The organism is Rhizobium sp. P2_G2 (genome assembly GCF_056403555.1).
The window spans coordinates 1-16,204 of the sequence record NZ_JBFUFF010000122.1 but is presented as its reverse complement, the minus strand read 5'-3'; the positions used below and the strand labels follow the sequence as shown (position 1 = coordinate 16,204).

Annotated in this window: 20 protein-coding genes; 17 read left to right on the top strand and 3 right to left on the bottom strand. The window is 59.5% G+C overall.

Annotation, left to right across the window (positions count from 1 at the left end):
• The first annotated feature begins 155 nt into the window (after positions 1-155).
• From AC1D06_RS37450 to AC1D06_RS37410, 9 genes are all read left to right on the top strand, one after another.
• The gene (locus AC1D06_RS37450) at positions 156-329 is read left to right on the top strand and encodes a hypothetical protein (RefSeq protein WP_477883191.1); all 174 of its coding nucleotides are present in this window, start codon (positions 156-158) and stop codon (positions 327-329) included.
• A complete protein-coding gene (locus AC1D06_RS37445; protein ID WP_477990717.1) occupies positions 326-652 on the top strand; it encodes a hypothetical protein in 327 nt (108 codons plus the stop codon). The genes AC1D06_RS37450 and AC1D06_RS37445 overlap by 4 nt, the downstream gene beginning before the upstream one ends.
• Before the next feature lie 314 nt (positions 653-966).
• Positions 967-1,569 carry a phage adaptor protein gene (locus AC1D06_RS37440; protein WP_477990716.1) on the top strand — a complete coding sequence of 201 codons (603 nt, stop codon included), beginning with the start codon at positions 967-969 and terminating at the stop codon, positions 1,567-1,569.
• Positions 1,566-2,165 carry a phage adaptor protein gene (locus AC1D06_RS37435; protein WP_477990715.1) on the top strand — a complete coding sequence of 200 codons (600 nt, stop codon included), beginning with the start codon at positions 1,566-1,568 and terminating at the stop codon, positions 2,163-2,165. Before AC1D06_RS37440 ends, AC1D06_RS37435 begins: the two co-directional genes overlap by 4 nt.
• Positions 2,162-3,775, top strand: coding sequence for a hypothetical protein (locus AC1D06_RS37430; RefSeq protein WP_477990714.1), 1,614 nt, complete (start codon positions 2,162-2,164; stop codon positions 3,773-3,775). The genes AC1D06_RS37435 and AC1D06_RS37430 overlap by 4 nt, the downstream gene beginning before the upstream one ends.
• Entirely contained in the window at positions 3,775-4,239 is a 465-nt protein-coding gene (locus AC1D06_RS37425) for a hypothetical protein (protein ID WP_477990713.1), read from the top strand. The genes AC1D06_RS37430 and AC1D06_RS37425 overlap by 1 nt, the downstream gene beginning before the upstream one ends.
• 4 nt (positions 4,240-4,243) lie before the next feature.
• Entirely contained in the window at positions 4,244-5,674 is a 1,431-nt protein-coding gene (locus AC1D06_RS37420; protein WP_477990712.1) for a tail fiber domain-containing protein, read from the top strand.
• 1 nt (position 5,675) lies between these two features.
• Positions 5,676-5,966: a hypothetical protein gene (locus AC1D06_RS37415; protein WP_477990711.1), complete on the top strand. Its 291-nt coding sequence runs from the start codon at positions 5,676-5,678 to the stop codon at positions 5,964-5,966.
• Positions 5,966-7,237: a phage tail tip lysozyme gene (locus tag AC1D06_RS37410; protein ID WP_477990710.1), complete on the top strand. Its 1,272-nt coding sequence runs from the start codon at positions 5,966-5,968 to the stop codon at positions 7,235-7,237. Before AC1D06_RS37415 ends, AC1D06_RS37410 begins: the two co-directional genes overlap by 1 nt.
• A 149-nt stretch (positions 7,238-7,386) precedes the next feature.
• Here the strand turns inward: AC1D06_RS37410 and AC1D06_RS37405 are convergent, their stop codons facing one another.
• Positions 7,387-7,581 carry a DUF805 domain-containing protein gene (locus AC1D06_RS37405; protein ID WP_477883210.1) on the bottom strand — a complete coding sequence of 65 codons (195 nt, stop codon included), beginning with the start codon at positions 7,579-7,581 and terminating at the stop codon, positions 7,387-7,389.
• 501 nt (positions 7,582-8,082) lie between these two features.
• Between AC1D06_RS37405 and AC1D06_RS37400 the strand changes: the two genes are divergently transcribed.
• The gene (locus AC1D06_RS37400; protein ID WP_477990709.1) at positions 8,083-10,038 is read left to right on the top strand and encodes a hypothetical protein; all 1,956 of its coding nucleotides are present in this window, start codon (positions 8,083-8,085) and stop codon (positions 10,036-10,038) included.
• Here the strand turns inward: AC1D06_RS37400 and AC1D06_RS37395 are convergent.
• Both AC1D06_RS37395 and AC1D06_RS37390 read right to left on the bottom strand, forming a co-directional pair.
• Positions 10,035-10,370 carry a hypothetical protein gene (locus tag AC1D06_RS37395; protein WP_477990708.1) on the bottom strand — a complete coding sequence of 112 codons (336 nt, stop codon included), beginning with the start codon at positions 10,368-10,370 and terminating at the stop codon, positions 10,035-10,037. The genes AC1D06_RS37400 and AC1D06_RS37395 overlap by 4 nt on opposite strands.
• Positions 10,371-10,374: 4 nt before the next feature.
• Positions 10,375-10,683, bottom strand: coding sequence for a hypothetical protein (locus AC1D06_RS37390; RefSeq protein WP_477990707.1), 309 nt, complete (start codon positions 10,681-10,683; stop codon positions 10,375-10,377).
• Between the two features lie 90 nt (positions 10,684-10,773).
• Between AC1D06_RS37390 and AC1D06_RS37385 the strand changes: the two genes are divergently transcribed.
• The 7 genes from AC1D06_RS37385 to AC1D06_RS37355 all read left to right on the top strand — a co-directional run bounded on the left by AC1D06_RS37385 (position 10,774) and on the right by AC1D06_RS37355 (position 15,904).
• On the top strand, positions 10,774-11,343 hold the full coding sequence (locus AC1D06_RS37385; RefSeq protein ID WP_477990706.1) for a hypothetical protein: 570 nt from the start codon (positions 10,774-10,776) through the stop codon (positions 11,341-11,343).
• Positions 11,344-11,371: 28 nt separating this feature from the next.
• A complete protein-coding gene (locus tag AC1D06_RS37380) occupies positions 11,372-11,590 on the top strand; it encodes a hypothetical protein (RefSeq protein ID WP_477883220.1) in 219 nt (72 codons plus the stop codon).
• Positions 11,591-11,671: 81 nt separating this feature from the next.
• Positions 11,672-11,950 (top strand): spike base protein, RCAP_Rcc01079 family, encoded by a 279-nt coding sequence (locus AC1D06_RS37375; RefSeq protein WP_477990705.1) that lies wholly within the window; start codon positions 11,672-11,674, stop codon positions 11,948-11,950.
• 12 nt (positions 11,951-11,962) lie between these two features.
• Positions 11,963-12,139, top strand: a complete 177-nt coding sequence (locus AC1D06_RS37370) for a hypothetical protein (protein WP_477990704.1) — start codon at positions 11,963-11,965, stop codon at positions 12,137-12,139.
• A 3-nt stretch (positions 12,140-12,142) separates the two neighbouring features.
• Positions 12,143-13,384 carry an SGNH/GDSL hydrolase family protein gene (locus AC1D06_RS37365; protein ID WP_477990703.1) on the top strand — a complete coding sequence of 414 codons (1,242 nt, stop codon included), beginning with the start codon at positions 12,143-12,145 and terminating at the stop codon, positions 13,382-13,384.
• A gap of 358 nt (positions 13,385-13,742) precedes the next feature.
• Positions 13,743-14,753, top strand: a complete 1,011-nt coding sequence (locus AC1D06_RS37360) for a hypothetical protein (protein ID WP_477990702.1) — start codon at positions 13,743-13,745, stop codon at positions 14,751-14,753.
• Between the two features lie 341 nt (positions 14,754-15,094).
• Positions 15,095-15,904 (top strand): HNH endonuclease, encoded by an 810-nt coding sequence (locus AC1D06_RS37355; protein WP_477990701.1) that lies wholly within the window; start codon positions 15,095-15,097, stop codon positions 15,902-15,904.
• Positions 15,905-16,204 lie beyond the last annotated feature (300 nt).

Genomic DNA, 16,204 nt, shown 5'->3' with positions numbered 1-16,204 from the left:
CTCATCAAGGACGTCGCCTCCGGCCCCTGGGCCGTGCAGGTGTGGGGTGCGGCGACCGGCACCGAGGCCACGCCGTTCTCGTCGACGGTTTGATTTGATCTGACGAGGCGGGCGGGGTTTTCCCGCCCGTTTTGATACCCTTAACGGAGGCTCATATGCCCGCATCCAAGACAATTCCGATCAAGCTTCTCTATGACACCTGGTTTCAGGACGATATCCGCACGCCGGCCGGCACGGTGCTTAACGCCGATCTCGACGCCGCCAAGGCGCTGATCGCCGACGGCAAGGCCGAACGCGCCGATCCGCTGCCGGGCGACGACCAGGCATGATCATCCGCGACGGCGCCTGGACCCTGTTCGACTATGATTTCCGCACGGGTCGGCAGGTCTGGCACATGAATGACGGCGAGGGGCGGGACGTGTTCCGCACCGATTACCGTGTCGACGACGTGATCGACGCCAACCGGGAGGCGCGCAATATCGCCTCGGCCGGCTGGGCGGGGGACTGGCACCATGTCGCCTCCGTGCCGCTCAACGTGGCCTTCGATAGCGGCATCGCGCGGGCGCATGCGGAGGGGGATGACCGGTTTGTCAGCCGGTTCCTCAATGATGCGGATAACCGGGCCTGGCGGAGCAAGGATGGGCGGGTTTGAGGGGTGATGTCATCGGCTGTGGCGCACCCCCCTCTGCCCTGCCGGGCATCTCCCCCACAAGGGGGGAGAGTGGATGGGGTGCTGTCTTGCCTCATCTCCACCGTCGTATTCTCGGCGAGGTTTGTTTGACGCGAGGAGCGTGCCACGAGYCAYTCTCCCTCCTTGTGGGGGAGATGYCCGGCAGGGCAGAGGGGGGTATCACAGCCTCTGCGATCGCTCCGCATGCACCGTGCCCCGGCACCTCTAAGTCGAAAACCCATGCACAAAACTGAATGTCGAGCCACCCGGCTCAATCCTGCAAAGGCACGCATCTGATGTCCGGAATCACCGACTATGTCTCCTTGATGCTCGATGCGGCGGAATATGCGTCGCGAACCAATATCGCCCATGTCTTCCCGCGCTATCTCGGCATGGCGGAGACCAAGCTCAATCGGGCGCTGCGGGTGGCCGATATGGAGGTCGAGGGGACGGTGACGATCACCGAGGGGGATGGCACGCTGCCTGCCGATTTTCTGGAGGCGCGGCAGGTGCTGTCGCCGACCGGTGTGCCGCTGCGGGCGATGAGCCTGCAGCAGATGGTCAATGCCTATCGCGAGCAATCCGGCACGCCGGCCGGCTATGCGGTGGTCGGTTCGACGATCAAGGTGCGGCCGAAGGCGAGTGGCGATCTGGGGGTGACCTATTTCGGCAAGCTGCCGGCTTTGACACCGGCCAATCCGACCAATTGGCTGCTCAGCAAGGCGCCTGACGTCTATCTCTATGCCGTGGTCGCCGAAATCGCCATCGCGGCGCAGGATGCGGCCAAGACGCAGGCGGCGATTAAGTTTCTCGGGCTGGCGCTGCAGGGCCTGCAGGTCGAGGATGAGCGCCGGCGCTGGGGCAATGCGCAGGTGGTTGTGGGAGGCCTGACGCCATGACGCTACTGTCTGCCGCCAATGAGGTTTGCGACATCGTGTCGCTCGATCGCTTCGCCAGTCTCGTCGGTGTTCATGACGAGGCGGCTTACAACATGCTCGCCATTGCCAATGAGGCGGGGCAGGAGATTGCCCGCCGGGCGGACTGGCAGGCGATGTTGCAGACCGCCAATATCGTCTCGTCGCCGTCGAGCCTGCCGGTGGATTTCCAGCGGGTCGCCTCGGCCGGCGCGGTGCGCGCCGCAGACGGTTCGCCGATCCGGCCGGTGATCGATGCCGGCCAATGGGCAATGATCCAGACGACCTCGTCGAGCATGGGTTTTTATTTCGTCCGCGGCAATCAGATCTGGTTCTCGCCGGCCTCGGCGGCCGTCGGTGCAGTCTTCGACTATTTCTCGCGCAACTGGGCGATGAACGCCTCGACACCGATCGAGGTCCTCAATGCGGATGACAACACCACGATCTTCCCCGAGCGGCTGCTGGTCAAGAACATGATCTGGCGCTGGAAGCGGCAGAAGKGTCTTGCCTATGACGACAACCTGGCCGAATTCGAAGCCGATCTGGCCCAGGAGATCGCCGCGGACGGAGGTGTGATGTGATTACGCCGCGTCCCGGCCGGGTCGGGCAGAGCAATCGCGGGCCGGTGACGGTGGGCCAGGCGCAGCTGTCGCAGCCCATGGTGTTTCCGGCGCCGATCGGCGGTCTGGTGACCAATATCGACATCGCGTCGGAAGCCCCGGGCAATGCCTCGGTGCTGACCAACTGGTTTCCGACGCAGACCGGCATCCGCATTCGCGGTGGCTGCAAGAAGCACGGCATCGCCGCCGGCGGCGCACCGATCGTGCGGCTGCTGCACTATAAATTCGGCTCGGTGGAAAAGCTGTTTGCCTCGACGGCCACATCGATTTTCGACATGACGTCACCGGCGGCACCGCCGGCGACCGTTTCGGCTTCGGTGACCGGGCAGACCAGCGGCGACTGGAGCGTGTTCCAGCACACCAATACCGGCGGCTCCTACCTGGTCGCCACCAATGGCGCCAATGCGCGGCAATTGTTCAACGGCACATCCTGGACGGCGACGCCGGCGATCACATTCACCGATTCCACCGTCATGGCCGATCTCAGCTATGGTTGGCTGTTTGCCAATCGCGAATTCTTCGTCAAGAAGAACACGCTCGACGCATACTATCTCGACGTCGCCGCGATCGGCGGTGCAGCGACGCTCTTCCCGCTCGGCGGCACGATGAAGAAGGGCGGCTCGCTGCTGACAGGCTTTTCCTGGTCGCTGGAAAGCGCCGGCAGCGGCCCGACCGAATATTGCTGCTTCGTCTCGACGGAAGGCGAGGTGGCGGTGTTTGCCGGCACCGATCCATCCAGCGCCGACTCCTTCGCTCTGCAGAACGTCTATCAGGTCGGCAAGCCGCTCGGCAAAAACGCCTGGCTGAAGCGTGGCGGCGATGTTTTCATCGGCACGGTCGATGGGCTGGTGCCGCTGTCGCAGGCGCTGACGCGCGGGGTCGAGACGCTGTCGCAGGTGTCGGCCTCGAAGAATATCGACGATCTCTGGCGCGCCGCGGCACTGGACTCGCCGACCGGCTGGATCATTTCGGAATGGCTCGAGGAGAGCCTGATTTTCGTCGCCTTTCCGGCCAGTCCATCCTTCGCGGACACGACTTTCGTGATGAATGCGATCACCGGCAAATGGTCGGTGATCCRCAACTGGAACGCCACCTGTTTCGAGCGATTTCAGGGGGCGCTGTTCTTCGGCAGTTCCGGTGGCAATGTGTTCCAGGGCGACGTGACCGGCGCCGACGATGGCCTGCCCTTCCTGGCCGCCTATCTGTCCGCCTTCGTGCCGAGCAAATTCGGCCAGCGGATCACCGCCGGGCTTGCCTCGATGCGGCTGATCAGCGCCACGGCGATCTCGGTGAAACTGTTCGCCAAGGCGGATTTCGACATCGCCTATCCGACGCCGGCCGACACCAACGAGGCGGAGACGGATTCGTCGACCTGGGATGCTGGCCTGTGGGACACGGCTGTTTGGGATTCCGCACCCGGCCATGCGCTCTACCGCTTCCGGCAGAATGTGCGGGCGAGCGGCGATTTCCTTGCGGTGGGCTGCGTCATCCAATCCGCCGGAGGGCAGAAATTGTCGATCACGGCGGATATCGGCATGCTGCAGGCGGCCGCCGGTGAGGCGAGCGCCTGATGCTTTCAGATGACAAGACGGCGCGCATGGCGGCCTTCCTGCGCTGGGCCAATGGCAATGCGGCGGCGGCGGATTTCCTCGCCCAGATGGCGGAGCTCGCCCGGCTGGCGGACGACATCATCGACGAGGATGAAAACCGGCAGCGCAATATGGGCTGGCTGCTGCACCGCGCTCTGGTGGTGCTGCCGCGCAACGAATTCTTCGTCGCCCATGCCGCGGCGCTCGGGCCGCTGATGGATGTGATCATCGTGCAATGGCAGCAGAGCGATGAGTGGCGCAGCTCGCACAATGCGATGAAGCGGCAATTCGGCTTCGTGTTTCGCGAGGCGGTCGGATCGCTGGTGACGGCGGTGGCGTCGATCACCGGAGGGCTGGCGCATGCCAAGGCCGCGTCCGACGATTATTTCGAAATCTGTCATGCGACGTCTTCCGAGACGGTCGCGCAGTGGGCAATGGAAAGGTAGCTTCATGTACGGCTCAGCCCCCCAACCGCCGGACCCGCAAGAGACGGCCGCGGCGCAGACGCAGACGAACCTGTCGACGGCGATCGGCAACACCTATCTCGGCAATATGAACCAGGTCACGCCCGACGGCACGCTGACCTACAAGCAGACCGGGCAGAATTTTGTCAACGATCCGAACGGGCAGACTTATTATTACAACAAGGATGCCAACGGCGGTGACGGCAAATACGTGCTTGGCGATTCCCACAAAGGCGAGGACGGCTGGAACGCGGTTAGTGGCTACGAGGTTCCGACCTTCACGGTGACGACTTCGCTTTCTCCGGATCAGGCAGAAATCCATCAAAACGAAACCGATGCATCCAAGAATCTTTCGGCACTCGCAAAAGATCAATCTGCCCGCATCGACAACATCCTTGGCAAGAGCATCAATCTCAACAACGCGCCGAAAGCCTGGGACCCGTCCAATCTCGATCTGCAGAATTACACGCACTACAAGGACGGCCCCGACCTGCAGACAAAACTCGGCAACGCAGGCAATGTCCAGGACAATTACAAGGTCGATTTCAACACCAATGACTATGCCAATGCGCTGATGGCGCGGCTCAATCCGCAGCTGCGGCAGGATTCCGACGCGCTCAGTGCGAAACTGGTCAATCAGGGTTTGCAGCCCGGTTCGGAAGCCTATAACCGCGCCTTCCAGCAACAGGGGCAGAAGGAAAACGACGCACGGGTCGCGGCGATCCTGAATGCAGGTCAGGAACAGTCTCGTGTCGCCGGACTCGCGCAGCAGCAGGCCGAATTCCACAACGCCGCTCAGGCGCAGCAATATTCGCAGAACCTGCAGGATGCGAATTTCACCAATGCCGCCAAGCAGCAGATGTATGGCAACCAGAACGCGGCGATCTCCGGCAACAATGCGCTGCAGGACCAGTCGTTCAACGCTCGCCTGACCCGTGGCAATGCCATCGACCAGGCGCGGGCGAATTATCTGAACGAGCAATATGCGAACCGCAACCAGAACATCAACGAAATCACATCGCTGATGAGCGGCGCGCCGGTGCAGAGCCCGAATTTCGTCAACACCAATCCGGGGCAGATCGCCAATGTCGATTATGCCGGGATCGTCAACGACACCTATAAGAACAAGCTTGCCGCCTACCAGCAAGACCAAACCGGCCTTGGCCAGCTGTTCGGCAGCATCGGCAACCTGTTTTCCATGTCTGACCGGCGGGTAAAGAAGGACATCAAGAAGGTCGGCGAACTGAAGGGCATGGGCCTTTACGAATATGCAATGCGCGGCAACCTCGACGACGGCAAGCGTCACCTGGGCGTGATCGCGCAGGAGGTCGAGAAGAAGCGGCCGGATGTGGTGATCACCGGCCACGACGGCATCAAGCGCGTCAACTACGGCAAGCTCTTCGCAGCGGGGGCGTGACATGGGCTATATCTTTTATCCGCAGGCCCCCCTGAACCAAAGTCAGAACCAGGGTCAAATGACGCCTGACGCGCGGCGCCGGGCGCTCCAGCAGCAGTTCGCGCAGCAGATCCTCGGGCAGCCGGCGACCACGGCCGCGGGCGGCGTGGGGCAGCTTCTGGCCGGCATCGGCCAATGGCAGCAGCGGCAGCCCGACAGCCAGTTTCCCCAGGCGCCGGGCGGCGCGCAGCCGTCCTTCCTCACCGGTCTCGGCAATCTCTTCACCGGCAACAACAATGGCGGGCTCTACTGATGGCTTTCGACTATATTTTCGGCGGCAAGACCGGCGAGACGCCGGAAACGCTGGCCCGCCGGCGCGCGGTTCAGGATTCGATCGCAGCACAGATCCTCGGCCATCCGCCGACGACCGCTTTGGGCGGGCTTGGATCGATCCTGTCGGGGCTGGCGCTCGGCTATGCCCGCTATCGCGACAACAAGAGCGAAGATGCCGAGCAGAAGAGAGCCCAGGAATCGCTGCAGCCGTTCTTGCCGGGCAATAGGTCCGGCACCCTGCCGGATGCTGCCATGACGTCGGTTCCGAACAGCACGTCCGTGCCCTCGGTCCCCGGCACCATGGCGAACGCGCGCAATGCCGACCGTGCCGCGGATCCCGACTATGCGCCGTCCTCCATGGCGGGGTTGAATGCGAAAGATATCTACAACAGCTTCATGGGCACGGTGAGGAACGGGCTGACCAACCCCTATGCGCTGGCCGCCGTGGCATCGACGGCAAATGCCGAAAGCAGGTTCTCGCCTGATAATGCCAACCGCACATGGAATGACCCCGGCGCCGGCAATACGCCGGGAACAGCCGGCGGCATCATGTCCTGGCGCAATGACCGGCTGAAAAATCTTTATGCCTATGCGGCGGCCAAGGGCGAGAAGCCAGGTGCAATCAGCCCGCAAACACAGGCCGAATTCTTCCTCGGCGAAAACCCGAAGCTGACCGCGGCGCTCGAGAATGCTGGGAGCATCGACGAGGCGCAAAGCCTGATGAACAATGCCTGGCGCTTCAGGGGACATGACCAACCCGGTGGCGAGACGGCGCGGCGCCTGCAGATGGCCAATGCCTTCCTGCAGAAATCCCAGACCAACGATGCTGCAGTGCCGGGCCAGACTTCGTCTCAGACGCCGGGGGCCACTACGGACAATCCTCTCCAGTCCGCCGACAATGCCCTGTCGACGACGCAGACGCTGCGCCAACCGACGAACCCCTATGCCGGCGTCGATCCGCGCCTGATCCAAGCGCTGTTTAACCCCGGGCTTACCGCCGAACAGAAAACCTTCGTCCAGGCGATCATCACCCAGCAGATGCAGAATACCGACCCGGAGCATCAGCTGGCCCTGCGGAAGAGCCAGGTCGAGGTCAAGGCGCTGGAACACCCGCAGCCCAAGTGGGAGATCGTCAAGGGTAACGATGGCTCCATTTACAGGGTCGACCCCCAGACTGGTGAGAAACAGATGCTCTATGGGCCGCGGGGCGGGCAACTGCCGAACGATCAGACGAGCCCGGCCAACCCGTAGCAGACAACATCTCAGACGCGGGGTCTGAACAACGCATATACGGCCATGAATCCTGCCTTGTGGAACCGCATGACGCCGGCCAAAAAGCAGCGACTCCTCAATATGGAGACGAAATGAGCCATGGCTGAACGGCAATCCAGGTCGAGCTGCTACGGCCGCCGTTCAACCGGCCAGCTGCTGAAGGCGAACACCCAGAGCATGACCAGATTGACCAGGGGAACAATCATGATCAGGCACCACCATCCGGAATAGCCTGCCTTCGAAGCGATCTTGGCCGCCGGGACCAGATAGATGGCCAACATGATCAGAACAATCAGCCAATGCCAGATGCTCAAGCTACCCACGCGATTCTCCTTCTGTCGTCAGTTGCAAGCCACTATCGGGCGAAATTCGAAAATGTAAATCGCCGTGGCACACGCGGCTTCCATGCTTCTGTGGACAGCAGTTGATCGGCTTGGCTGCAAGGGGAAAAACTCCGGAACGCCGGTCATTCGTGCGGTTTGTCGCAAATGCCGTCTTCGGCCGAGGGATGCTGATCGTCGCCGGTCACGGGGGATGCAGGAAAATATGCTGACGAGTGGAAGGCTCTGTCCGATGCCGACATTCTCGCTCGCGCTGCTTCCGTGTCCCTGATGTCGATGCGTGCCGCAAGCCGATGGGCTCGCCTTCCGGCAATCTGTTCATTGACGCGCTATGGCAGGCGCCAATGTCACCGGGTCAATTGCCGGCGGTGGCATGGAAAGCCTGCCCTGAAATCCGTGCGATTGTCCACCGTCTTTCGATCCAGCGCTGGGCAGCGCCGCAAGCATTGATCCTGCGAACATTCGAACCCAGTGAGGTAACTTATGCCCCGTACAGGCGGAGTCTACTCCGAACCTGCCGGCACGAAAGCCGTGTCCGGCCAGACGATCCAGTCGGTGCCGTACAACACCTTCGTCGACGACCTGGTGACCGACGCCAATGCGGCGCGGCCGGTCACGGCCGGCGGCACGGGCGCGACCACGGTCACCGAAGCACGAACCAATCTCGGCGTCGCCAATTTCGTCGACAAGGACGCCGTCCAGACGCTGACCAACAAGAGCCTGCAGGACGCCACGACCTTCATCGTCGACGAGACCGACGGCACGAAGAAAGTGCAGTTCCAGGTCTCGGGCGTCGCCACGGGTGCGACGCGAACCTGGACGTTCCCGAACAGCTCGGACACGTTTGTCGGGACCACGGCCACCCAGACCCTGACCAACAAGAACCTCGATGACAACACGACCGTTTTCATCGAAGCGGCCGACAATACCAAGACGATGATCTTCGAACTGCAGCCGATCACGCCCGGCAATACGCGCGTGCTTTCGGTTCCGGACGCGACGACGACCCTGGTCGGCACCAATGTCGCCCAGACGCTCACCAACAAGACCATCAGCGGCGGCAGCTTCTCCGGCACGATTTCCGGATCATTCACCTTCGGCGGAACCGTCACGCTGACGCGGCCGGTGATCACGCTGCAGGACAGCACCACCACGTTCCAGGACGAAGGCGACAATACAAGGCAATTCCAGATCCAGTTGTCGGGTCTGACGCCCGGCGCGACACGCGTCTGGAACGTTCCGGATAGCAATGACGCCTTCGTCGGCATCAATACTCCGGCGACACTGACAAACAAGACCCTGACCTCGCCGACCATCAATGCTGCCGCACTTATCGGCACGTTCAGCGGTACGCCGGCCTATTCCGGCAGGCAAAAAATCTCCGCCAGTGATGCCTCGACGGCAACGACCTATCTGAGCCTGTTCCCCACCGACCGGGGTGCCGGTAAGCCCAATCTCGACTGGATCAAGACAGCCACGCCCGGCAAATGGCAGCTGCAGATCGACGATGGGGCCGGGAATGCGGGGAGTATCATCGATATCCATTCCCCGACATTGACATGGAATGACGCTTCTCTTGTCGATGTTGTTTCCGGGCAGGTGCTGAGAAACAAATCGCTGGAAGACATCTCCACCGTGTTCTTCGACAATGGCGACAACACCAAGCAGATGATCTTCGAATTGCAGGGCATAACCACCAGCACCAAGCGGGTTCTGACGGTCCCGGACGCCAATACGACGATCGTGGGGACGGATGTCGCGCAGACATTGACCAACAAGACGCATTCCGGCGGCTCGATTACGGGAACAGTCGGCGGCTCGCCCACGGCAAGCGGGACTTGGACTTTCAGCAACTCTCCGACGGTGCCAACTCTTGCAAACACCGACAATAGCACGGCGGCAGCAAGCACAGCGTTTGTTCAAGCGTTGGTCGGACCGAGCAGCTTCGTCAAGATTTCCGCACAGACGATTTCAGGGTCGCCGTCGTCCGTCGTTTTTTCGAGCATCCCAACTTCAGGCTATATAAAATTCACGCTTATATTGGAGGACGTTGCCGCTAGTGAGGCGACAGCTTCGGCATTGGTAGCCATTCATACATCAACGGACGGCGGCAGCACATGGCATACGACCAGCGGCGATTATAGGACATCGGGCAGCGCCACCACCTATCTATGTATAAACACTATCACGACAACTGACTCCACATTCATTCATGGATATTCCGCGATCGAGCTTTATGGCCTTGGGAATTCCAGCAGAGCAACGACCGCCAAGACAATCATCAATGAATATTGGACGTCGTCGTCTGCTCGCGTCACTGGAAGTGTTGTCGACTCTGCTAGGACAGTAGCCGAGGCGGAAAACGCTATCCGCCTGACCATCGTAGATGGATCAGCATTTAATCGAGGAACCATCAGTCTTTACGGCACGAGAGCTTAATTTCGTCGCTTTGGTGCCGTTTTTTGTTGTGACGCTTGCGGCGCGGGCGGTTGCGTAGCCTGAGCCCGTCTTGTCATCTCATTGATGCAGTGACCGAGAAGTTGATGGAGGTTCTGCGCGGTCACCATGTTGAGCCGCAATCGGCAAACGATCTCGATTTCCGGATCGGCGGCCATATCCTGAATGACCGAGCCGAGCGATAGATGCATCGTCCCATTCGAGATGACTGATTCGGTGATCGTGTCGACATACAGGGGCGGCCCGGCGCTATCCTTGACCTTTTTCGGCTTGTTTACCGCACTCAGCGTGATCGTCTCTTCTGGCATCGTCATCACTCTATCGCGCGTCTCTGATCGCCGCTCCAAACAGCATAATCATAATAGCAACCGCTACGGAAGTGATCGGGAATGGCAACCACGACAGAATTTTGTGGATGCCAAGCATTGTGCCTGGATAATCCAGCCATGGATATTGGCGAGCAAGCAAAAAGGCCAGGGCGTCTCTAACTGAACAAGGGTGCCAGTTCCCGTCTACAAGGAAAGCGAAAACTTGCAGCCCGAATGTGCCAATGCCCACAAGCATTAGAGCGAAACCCAACAATGCCACAAGTACGCCAAAAATGACGGCGGCCGGATCGTTGCCCATTTCCCCCTCCCATGCATGACGAGGGGCATGCAAGCACAGCGTCAATCGTAAGTCGAGCGGCTTCCACCATCATCAACAAGGACTGACATCATGAACCGCGCGAACTTCTTCGCTAGCGTGCGCACATCGCTGTTTGCAAATCACCTGACACGGTCCCAAGTCGACGGCATCGACACAATGCTTGATGAATGGGACGCGGAAGGCCTGACCGACCTGCGGTGGCTGGCCTACATGCTCGCCACGACGTTCCACGAGACTGCGCAAACCATGCAGCCGATCACCGAGTATGGCGGTCGTCGCTACTTCGACAAATACGACACGGGCGCCCTGGCCGCTCGCCTCGGCAACACGCCGGCGGCCGATGGCGACGGTTTCAAATACCGCGGCCGCGGCCTGGTGCAGATCACCGGCCATGCGAACTACCAGAAATTCGGCCTCGCCGACGATCCCGACAAGGCGCTCGATCCGCGGACGGCGGTCAAGATCCTCTTCATTGGCATGAAGACCGGCATGTTCACCGGCAGGAAGCTCTCGGACGTCTTCGCCGGCGCCAAGGCCGACTGGGTGAACGCCCGCAAAATCATCAACGGTCTTGATCGCGCCAACGAAATCGCGGCGCACGCGAAAAAGTTTCTCGCCGCGCTGGAGGCGGCGGTCTGATTTCAACTCCCTCCAGAAAGGAAGCATCATGAACAGCAATGCAATGCACAATCTCCTCAACGTCGCCCAGGTCATCCTCGGTTCGCTGCTGACCTTCGACTGGACCTCGATCGGCGCCTCCACCGGCACCGCGGGCAAGATCGCCGGCGGCCTGGTGCTCGCGTCCAGCGTCATCAAGCTCGGCATCAATGTCGCACGCGACGGTCTTGGCGGCCTCATCGCGTCCCAGCCGTCCGTCCAGAAGTAAACCGGCCCGGAACTCCGCCGGCGCGTTTCGGCGCGCCGGCGCTTCCATCGCATTCTTCAATCGTAAGTGAAAGGTTACAAAATGGCAGTCGCTTCGGACCCCAAGCACGGCAGAAAGGACAGCGATATCAGCGCTCCGGCGCTGCAGTTCGCCGCCGTGACGCCGACAGATGCCGCAGCATTCAGTTTCGGCCTGGCGCGCGCGCTCTATATCGGCACCGGCGGCAATCTCGTCGTCTATGACGCGGACGGCAATGCGGTGACGTTCAAGAATGCCGCCAGCGGCTCCGTCCTTCCCATCCGCACCGGCGGCGTGGCCAGCACCAGCACCACTGCCGCCGATATCGTCGCGCTCTACTGATGGGGATTTTTGATGGCTGCTATTTCTCTCGGCACCGGCGTCGGCGTGTCGTCGAACGTGGGTGTGGTCGGCGCTGCGGCCGCTGCGCCCTTTCCCGCACCGGCGGGCCTGCATTGGGAATTCGTCACACAGAATGGAACCAGCGTTTTGAACGCGCGCGGGCCGGTTCTCATCTTACGGAGCAATTGATCCATGACCACCTGGGATGCGGCACAGAGACACCCCAATCATATCTGGCTGATCGGTGACAGCCGGCAGGCCAACGCCTTCACCGACGTGACGACGCAATTTCAATTCAGCGCGATGCATTGGCTCAACCAAGCCAATGCCCGGATGGGGCAGAGGCTCAGGATCGTCGGCAACAATGCGACATCGGGCTATCGCTCCGACCAATATCTGGCGCAGGCCAATATCAACCAGGCGATCGCCTCCGACGCCAAGTTCGTGATGATTTTCGGCATCGTCAACGATATCACCCTCAATGCCGCCAGCGATCCGTTCATCAATATTGTCAAACCGGCTTGCGAACAATTCATTGCCGCCGGAATGACGGTCATTCTCGTGACCGATCCGGGTTCGACCGGGCTCAATGGCAGCACTTCCGCCCGCGCCGCCTTCCAGCGCTACAATTCTCTCGTCAAGGCCTATGCGGCGCGTTCGCGCGCCAATGGTTCGGTCCTCTGCTTCGATCTCGCGGCCGTCATTCTCGATCTCACGACCACGTCGATCGCCTTCAAGAACGGCTATTCGGCGGATGGAACGCACTATCTGGTCAACGCCGCCGTTCCGGTCGGCCGCGCCTTTGCAACCTTCATCTCGCCGCTTGTCCCGGCGCTGCCGACGCGCAAAGTCTTTGGCGGCGAGACGCCGGCGCTGGGATTGCAGCTGTTTTCCAATCCCGGTTTCCTGACGACGACCGGCGGCACGAAGGGATCATTCACCGGCACGGCGCCGGCGGGCGTGACCAACACCGCGCTGGATACCGGCATCAGCGGCGTCATGGGCACGGCGGCCAATGCCGACGGCACCAACGACCTGACGCTGTCGCTGACGGCAACCCAGGCCGGGCGCGCCCGCGTGATCATGGATATCAGCGCCGGCAATGACAGCCCCGGCGACATCTTCGATCTCTATGCGCAGGCGACGATCACATCCGGTGCCGCGAACCTGGTTTCGGCGGAGTTTTGGTCTTCGTATAATCAAACGACCAACGTCCCGAACAACGCCGACTATTCGTGCCTCACCGCCGCGACGACGGGATTTGGTTCAGCTGGGCCGGGAGATATCACGGAAACGCTGGATTACTATATGCCCGTGATCATCCAGCCGGGAACGCGGAGCTTTTGGACGGTTCGGTTCAATCACTATTTTTCGGGGGCGGGGAGCGCCACGATCAACTGGCGGCATTTGGCGATTGACAAGCGGCAGTCGTGAGCCCACGCCCTTACATGAGGCGGGGTCTGCCCGCTGGCTTCGCCGCATTCCTTGTCAAACAGTCCGACGGATCATTCAGCCCGTTCGTCGTCAAAGTGGTGGCCCGTTTCAACCCTTCAACATTAAGGTCGCAAGCTGATGAGCACGAACTTAGAACGGCGGCCTGGTGCTCTTGCAAAGCTATGGGGTGAGGACAGCGCGGGCGTTGGTATGAAAATGATAATACTACGCATTTCAACAAATCACCCGCACCTTGACATCGAGCGGCGAATGCTCGGGAGCGTGGCCCCTATCGCGAATTGACCTTGACTCTCACTTACGAGGATATTCCACTGCTTGATGCTTTGTGGAGGTTGCGATGGGTAAATCATTCGAGGAAATGTTTAGTGGCCATGCAGAGTACCCTTATTTGGACCCATCCACGACCAGGCACCAACTTTATTTGGAATCGCTCATAAAATTCTTTCACGAGCAAAACCAGTTACATGCGTCAACTCGCAATCCTGGTTATACGGCAGAGGTGGGATTCATCAATCGTCCTGATTTTAATGCTTTTGCGGTCACGATCGAGGACGTTGATTTCATCGGAATCCATATTGGCTTAGTGGAGACGCTCATCGGTCTTTCAGTTTTTGCCGCAAATAGTCAGAACCTATCGTGGGTTAACGTCAACAACGGCACCCGGAAGGCTTCGGCCGATTGGATAAGGGATCTTTGCTTCCTGTTCGTCATGTTTCACGAGATGGGACACGTCTGGAATGGACATACTAGCCTCAGGAATAAGTGCGGGCTTAGCTTCATCAATGAATTAAACGTCGCGACGAACGGTCACCTGGGTAGTTTGGACATCCAAACTATGGAGATGGACGCCGACGGCTTTGCTGCCGGGAACCTCAGCGGGACCGCTCAGCTAAATCCTTTCCCAATTGCCAACCCTAGAATCGAAACGGAGTATGGCGTTGGCGCGACAACCTTAATGATGACGGCGGCTTGCCTTCACCTTCTATTCCTTTATTTTTCTGAAGATGAGATCGACGATGATGAGGAGGAAGAGGGGCATCCTCCGGCTTTGGTCCGCAGCTTTATGATTTCTGGCATACTGATTAATGAAGCTCAAAGAGCGGGTTTCAAAAATCATGCGCATGCGTTGCCGATTGTCATGGAGGGATTGGCGCTAGCGGAAGTACTCCATGCCGAGATTCATCAGAGGCAAGTAGAGCCTCAAAAATCCATCGCGGCGTTTAACGAGGATGGACCAAGATACCATAGGCGGTACCTTCGGCATTGGGGCGCACTGAGACCGCAACTCGACTTGCTGAAGCGCGGCGGGATTTTGCCTGAGGTGCAAGATGTTGGCGATGAAAGATAACCTCATAACTGTCGGCAGGAGATATCAATCTCGCGATCCAGGATCGAGAGGTCAACTCTTTGACCGAGTCGTTCTGTCCATCAAAGGCGACATTGTAAAATATACGCGCCCGGGCATGTTCATTTTGCGGCCACACAAAACCACTGTTCGAGAGTTCTTGGAATGGGCTGAGTTGCCTTCAGAAGATAGCGTAAATTACCAACGGAGATAGACGCTTCGTCGCATCTCCCCTCAGCTACAGCCACCTGTGGATCAATGGGTACCAGGCGCCCTCGCATTGACGAAGCTTGACACACGCAAACCTGGCAGGCTGTGATGCGCCCGAACGAGAGGGGGCGCCCATGACTGACAAAGATGAACGACCGCCAATTCCTGATCCGTTGAAGCGCAAAGTTCGGCAACAATGCTTCTTCGGTTGCGTTTTGTGCGGCGCGCCTGTCTTTCACTACGACCATATCGAAGAATATTCGGAAGTGCAGGAGCATACTTTAGAAAATCTAGCGCTACTCTGCGAGAGACATCACGGCGCAAAAACCACCGGGAAGCTATCCGCTGAACGGGTGAGGGAGGCCAGGGACGCGCCATTTAATAGAGATCGAATTCTCTCAAGCGGGTGGCAGCAGGAAGCGTCGAGATCGATCGACATCAATGTTGGCACGAACATAGCCCGTTGCGATCTCAATCAAGAAAACCCGATACACCGTGTGATCTGGAATACAGGGAAAACATACCTTGCCCTTCATTGGGATAGCGGTTGGTATTCGATAACTACCCTGCTTACCGATCAGACAGGAAGACCTCTGCTGTTTATAAATCAAGGCGAACTGAAAATATTCTCTCGCGATCTATGGGACTATATGTACGAGGGCACGACCCTGCAGGTCAGAGCTGGGTTAGGGATCATCGCTCTCGACTTGAGTTGGTCGGATACAGAGTTTGCGCTCCGACGCGGATGCTACATGGACCGCTTCGGTAACGGCTTCATCGCTCATCATGAAGGGCTGGCGCAATATCTTGGTGGCAATGTGGTCGGATGGATCGCCAAAAGTCAGGCTGTCGCCAACGCCTTCGGAGCTTTCGGACTGAATAATTCAAAATACTTTCCACGAGAGGATGTGCCCGGTGGCTTTGGCTTCTTTCAGGGTGGTTAGCATTTCACGGCAAATCGGTCTCCGCAGCAAATGAGGGGGACCTCGTATCTTCCCAGCCGCCCACCGAGGCGGCTTTTTTGCACCCCAACCAACGGCAGGAGAGATTGCCGTGGAAACCCTCGACACCGATCCTCACCGTATGCGGCGTCTGCGCCCCATTGATTTGTCAGTTGCAGCGGCTTGATAGGTTTGCCTGGGGGCCGGTGTGAGCTCACCGACGAGTATCTGACGAGCTCATTGTGAGGCCTTGATGCGGGCGGCGTAAGCCCATGGCATCAGAGCATCGATGTCTTTGACGAG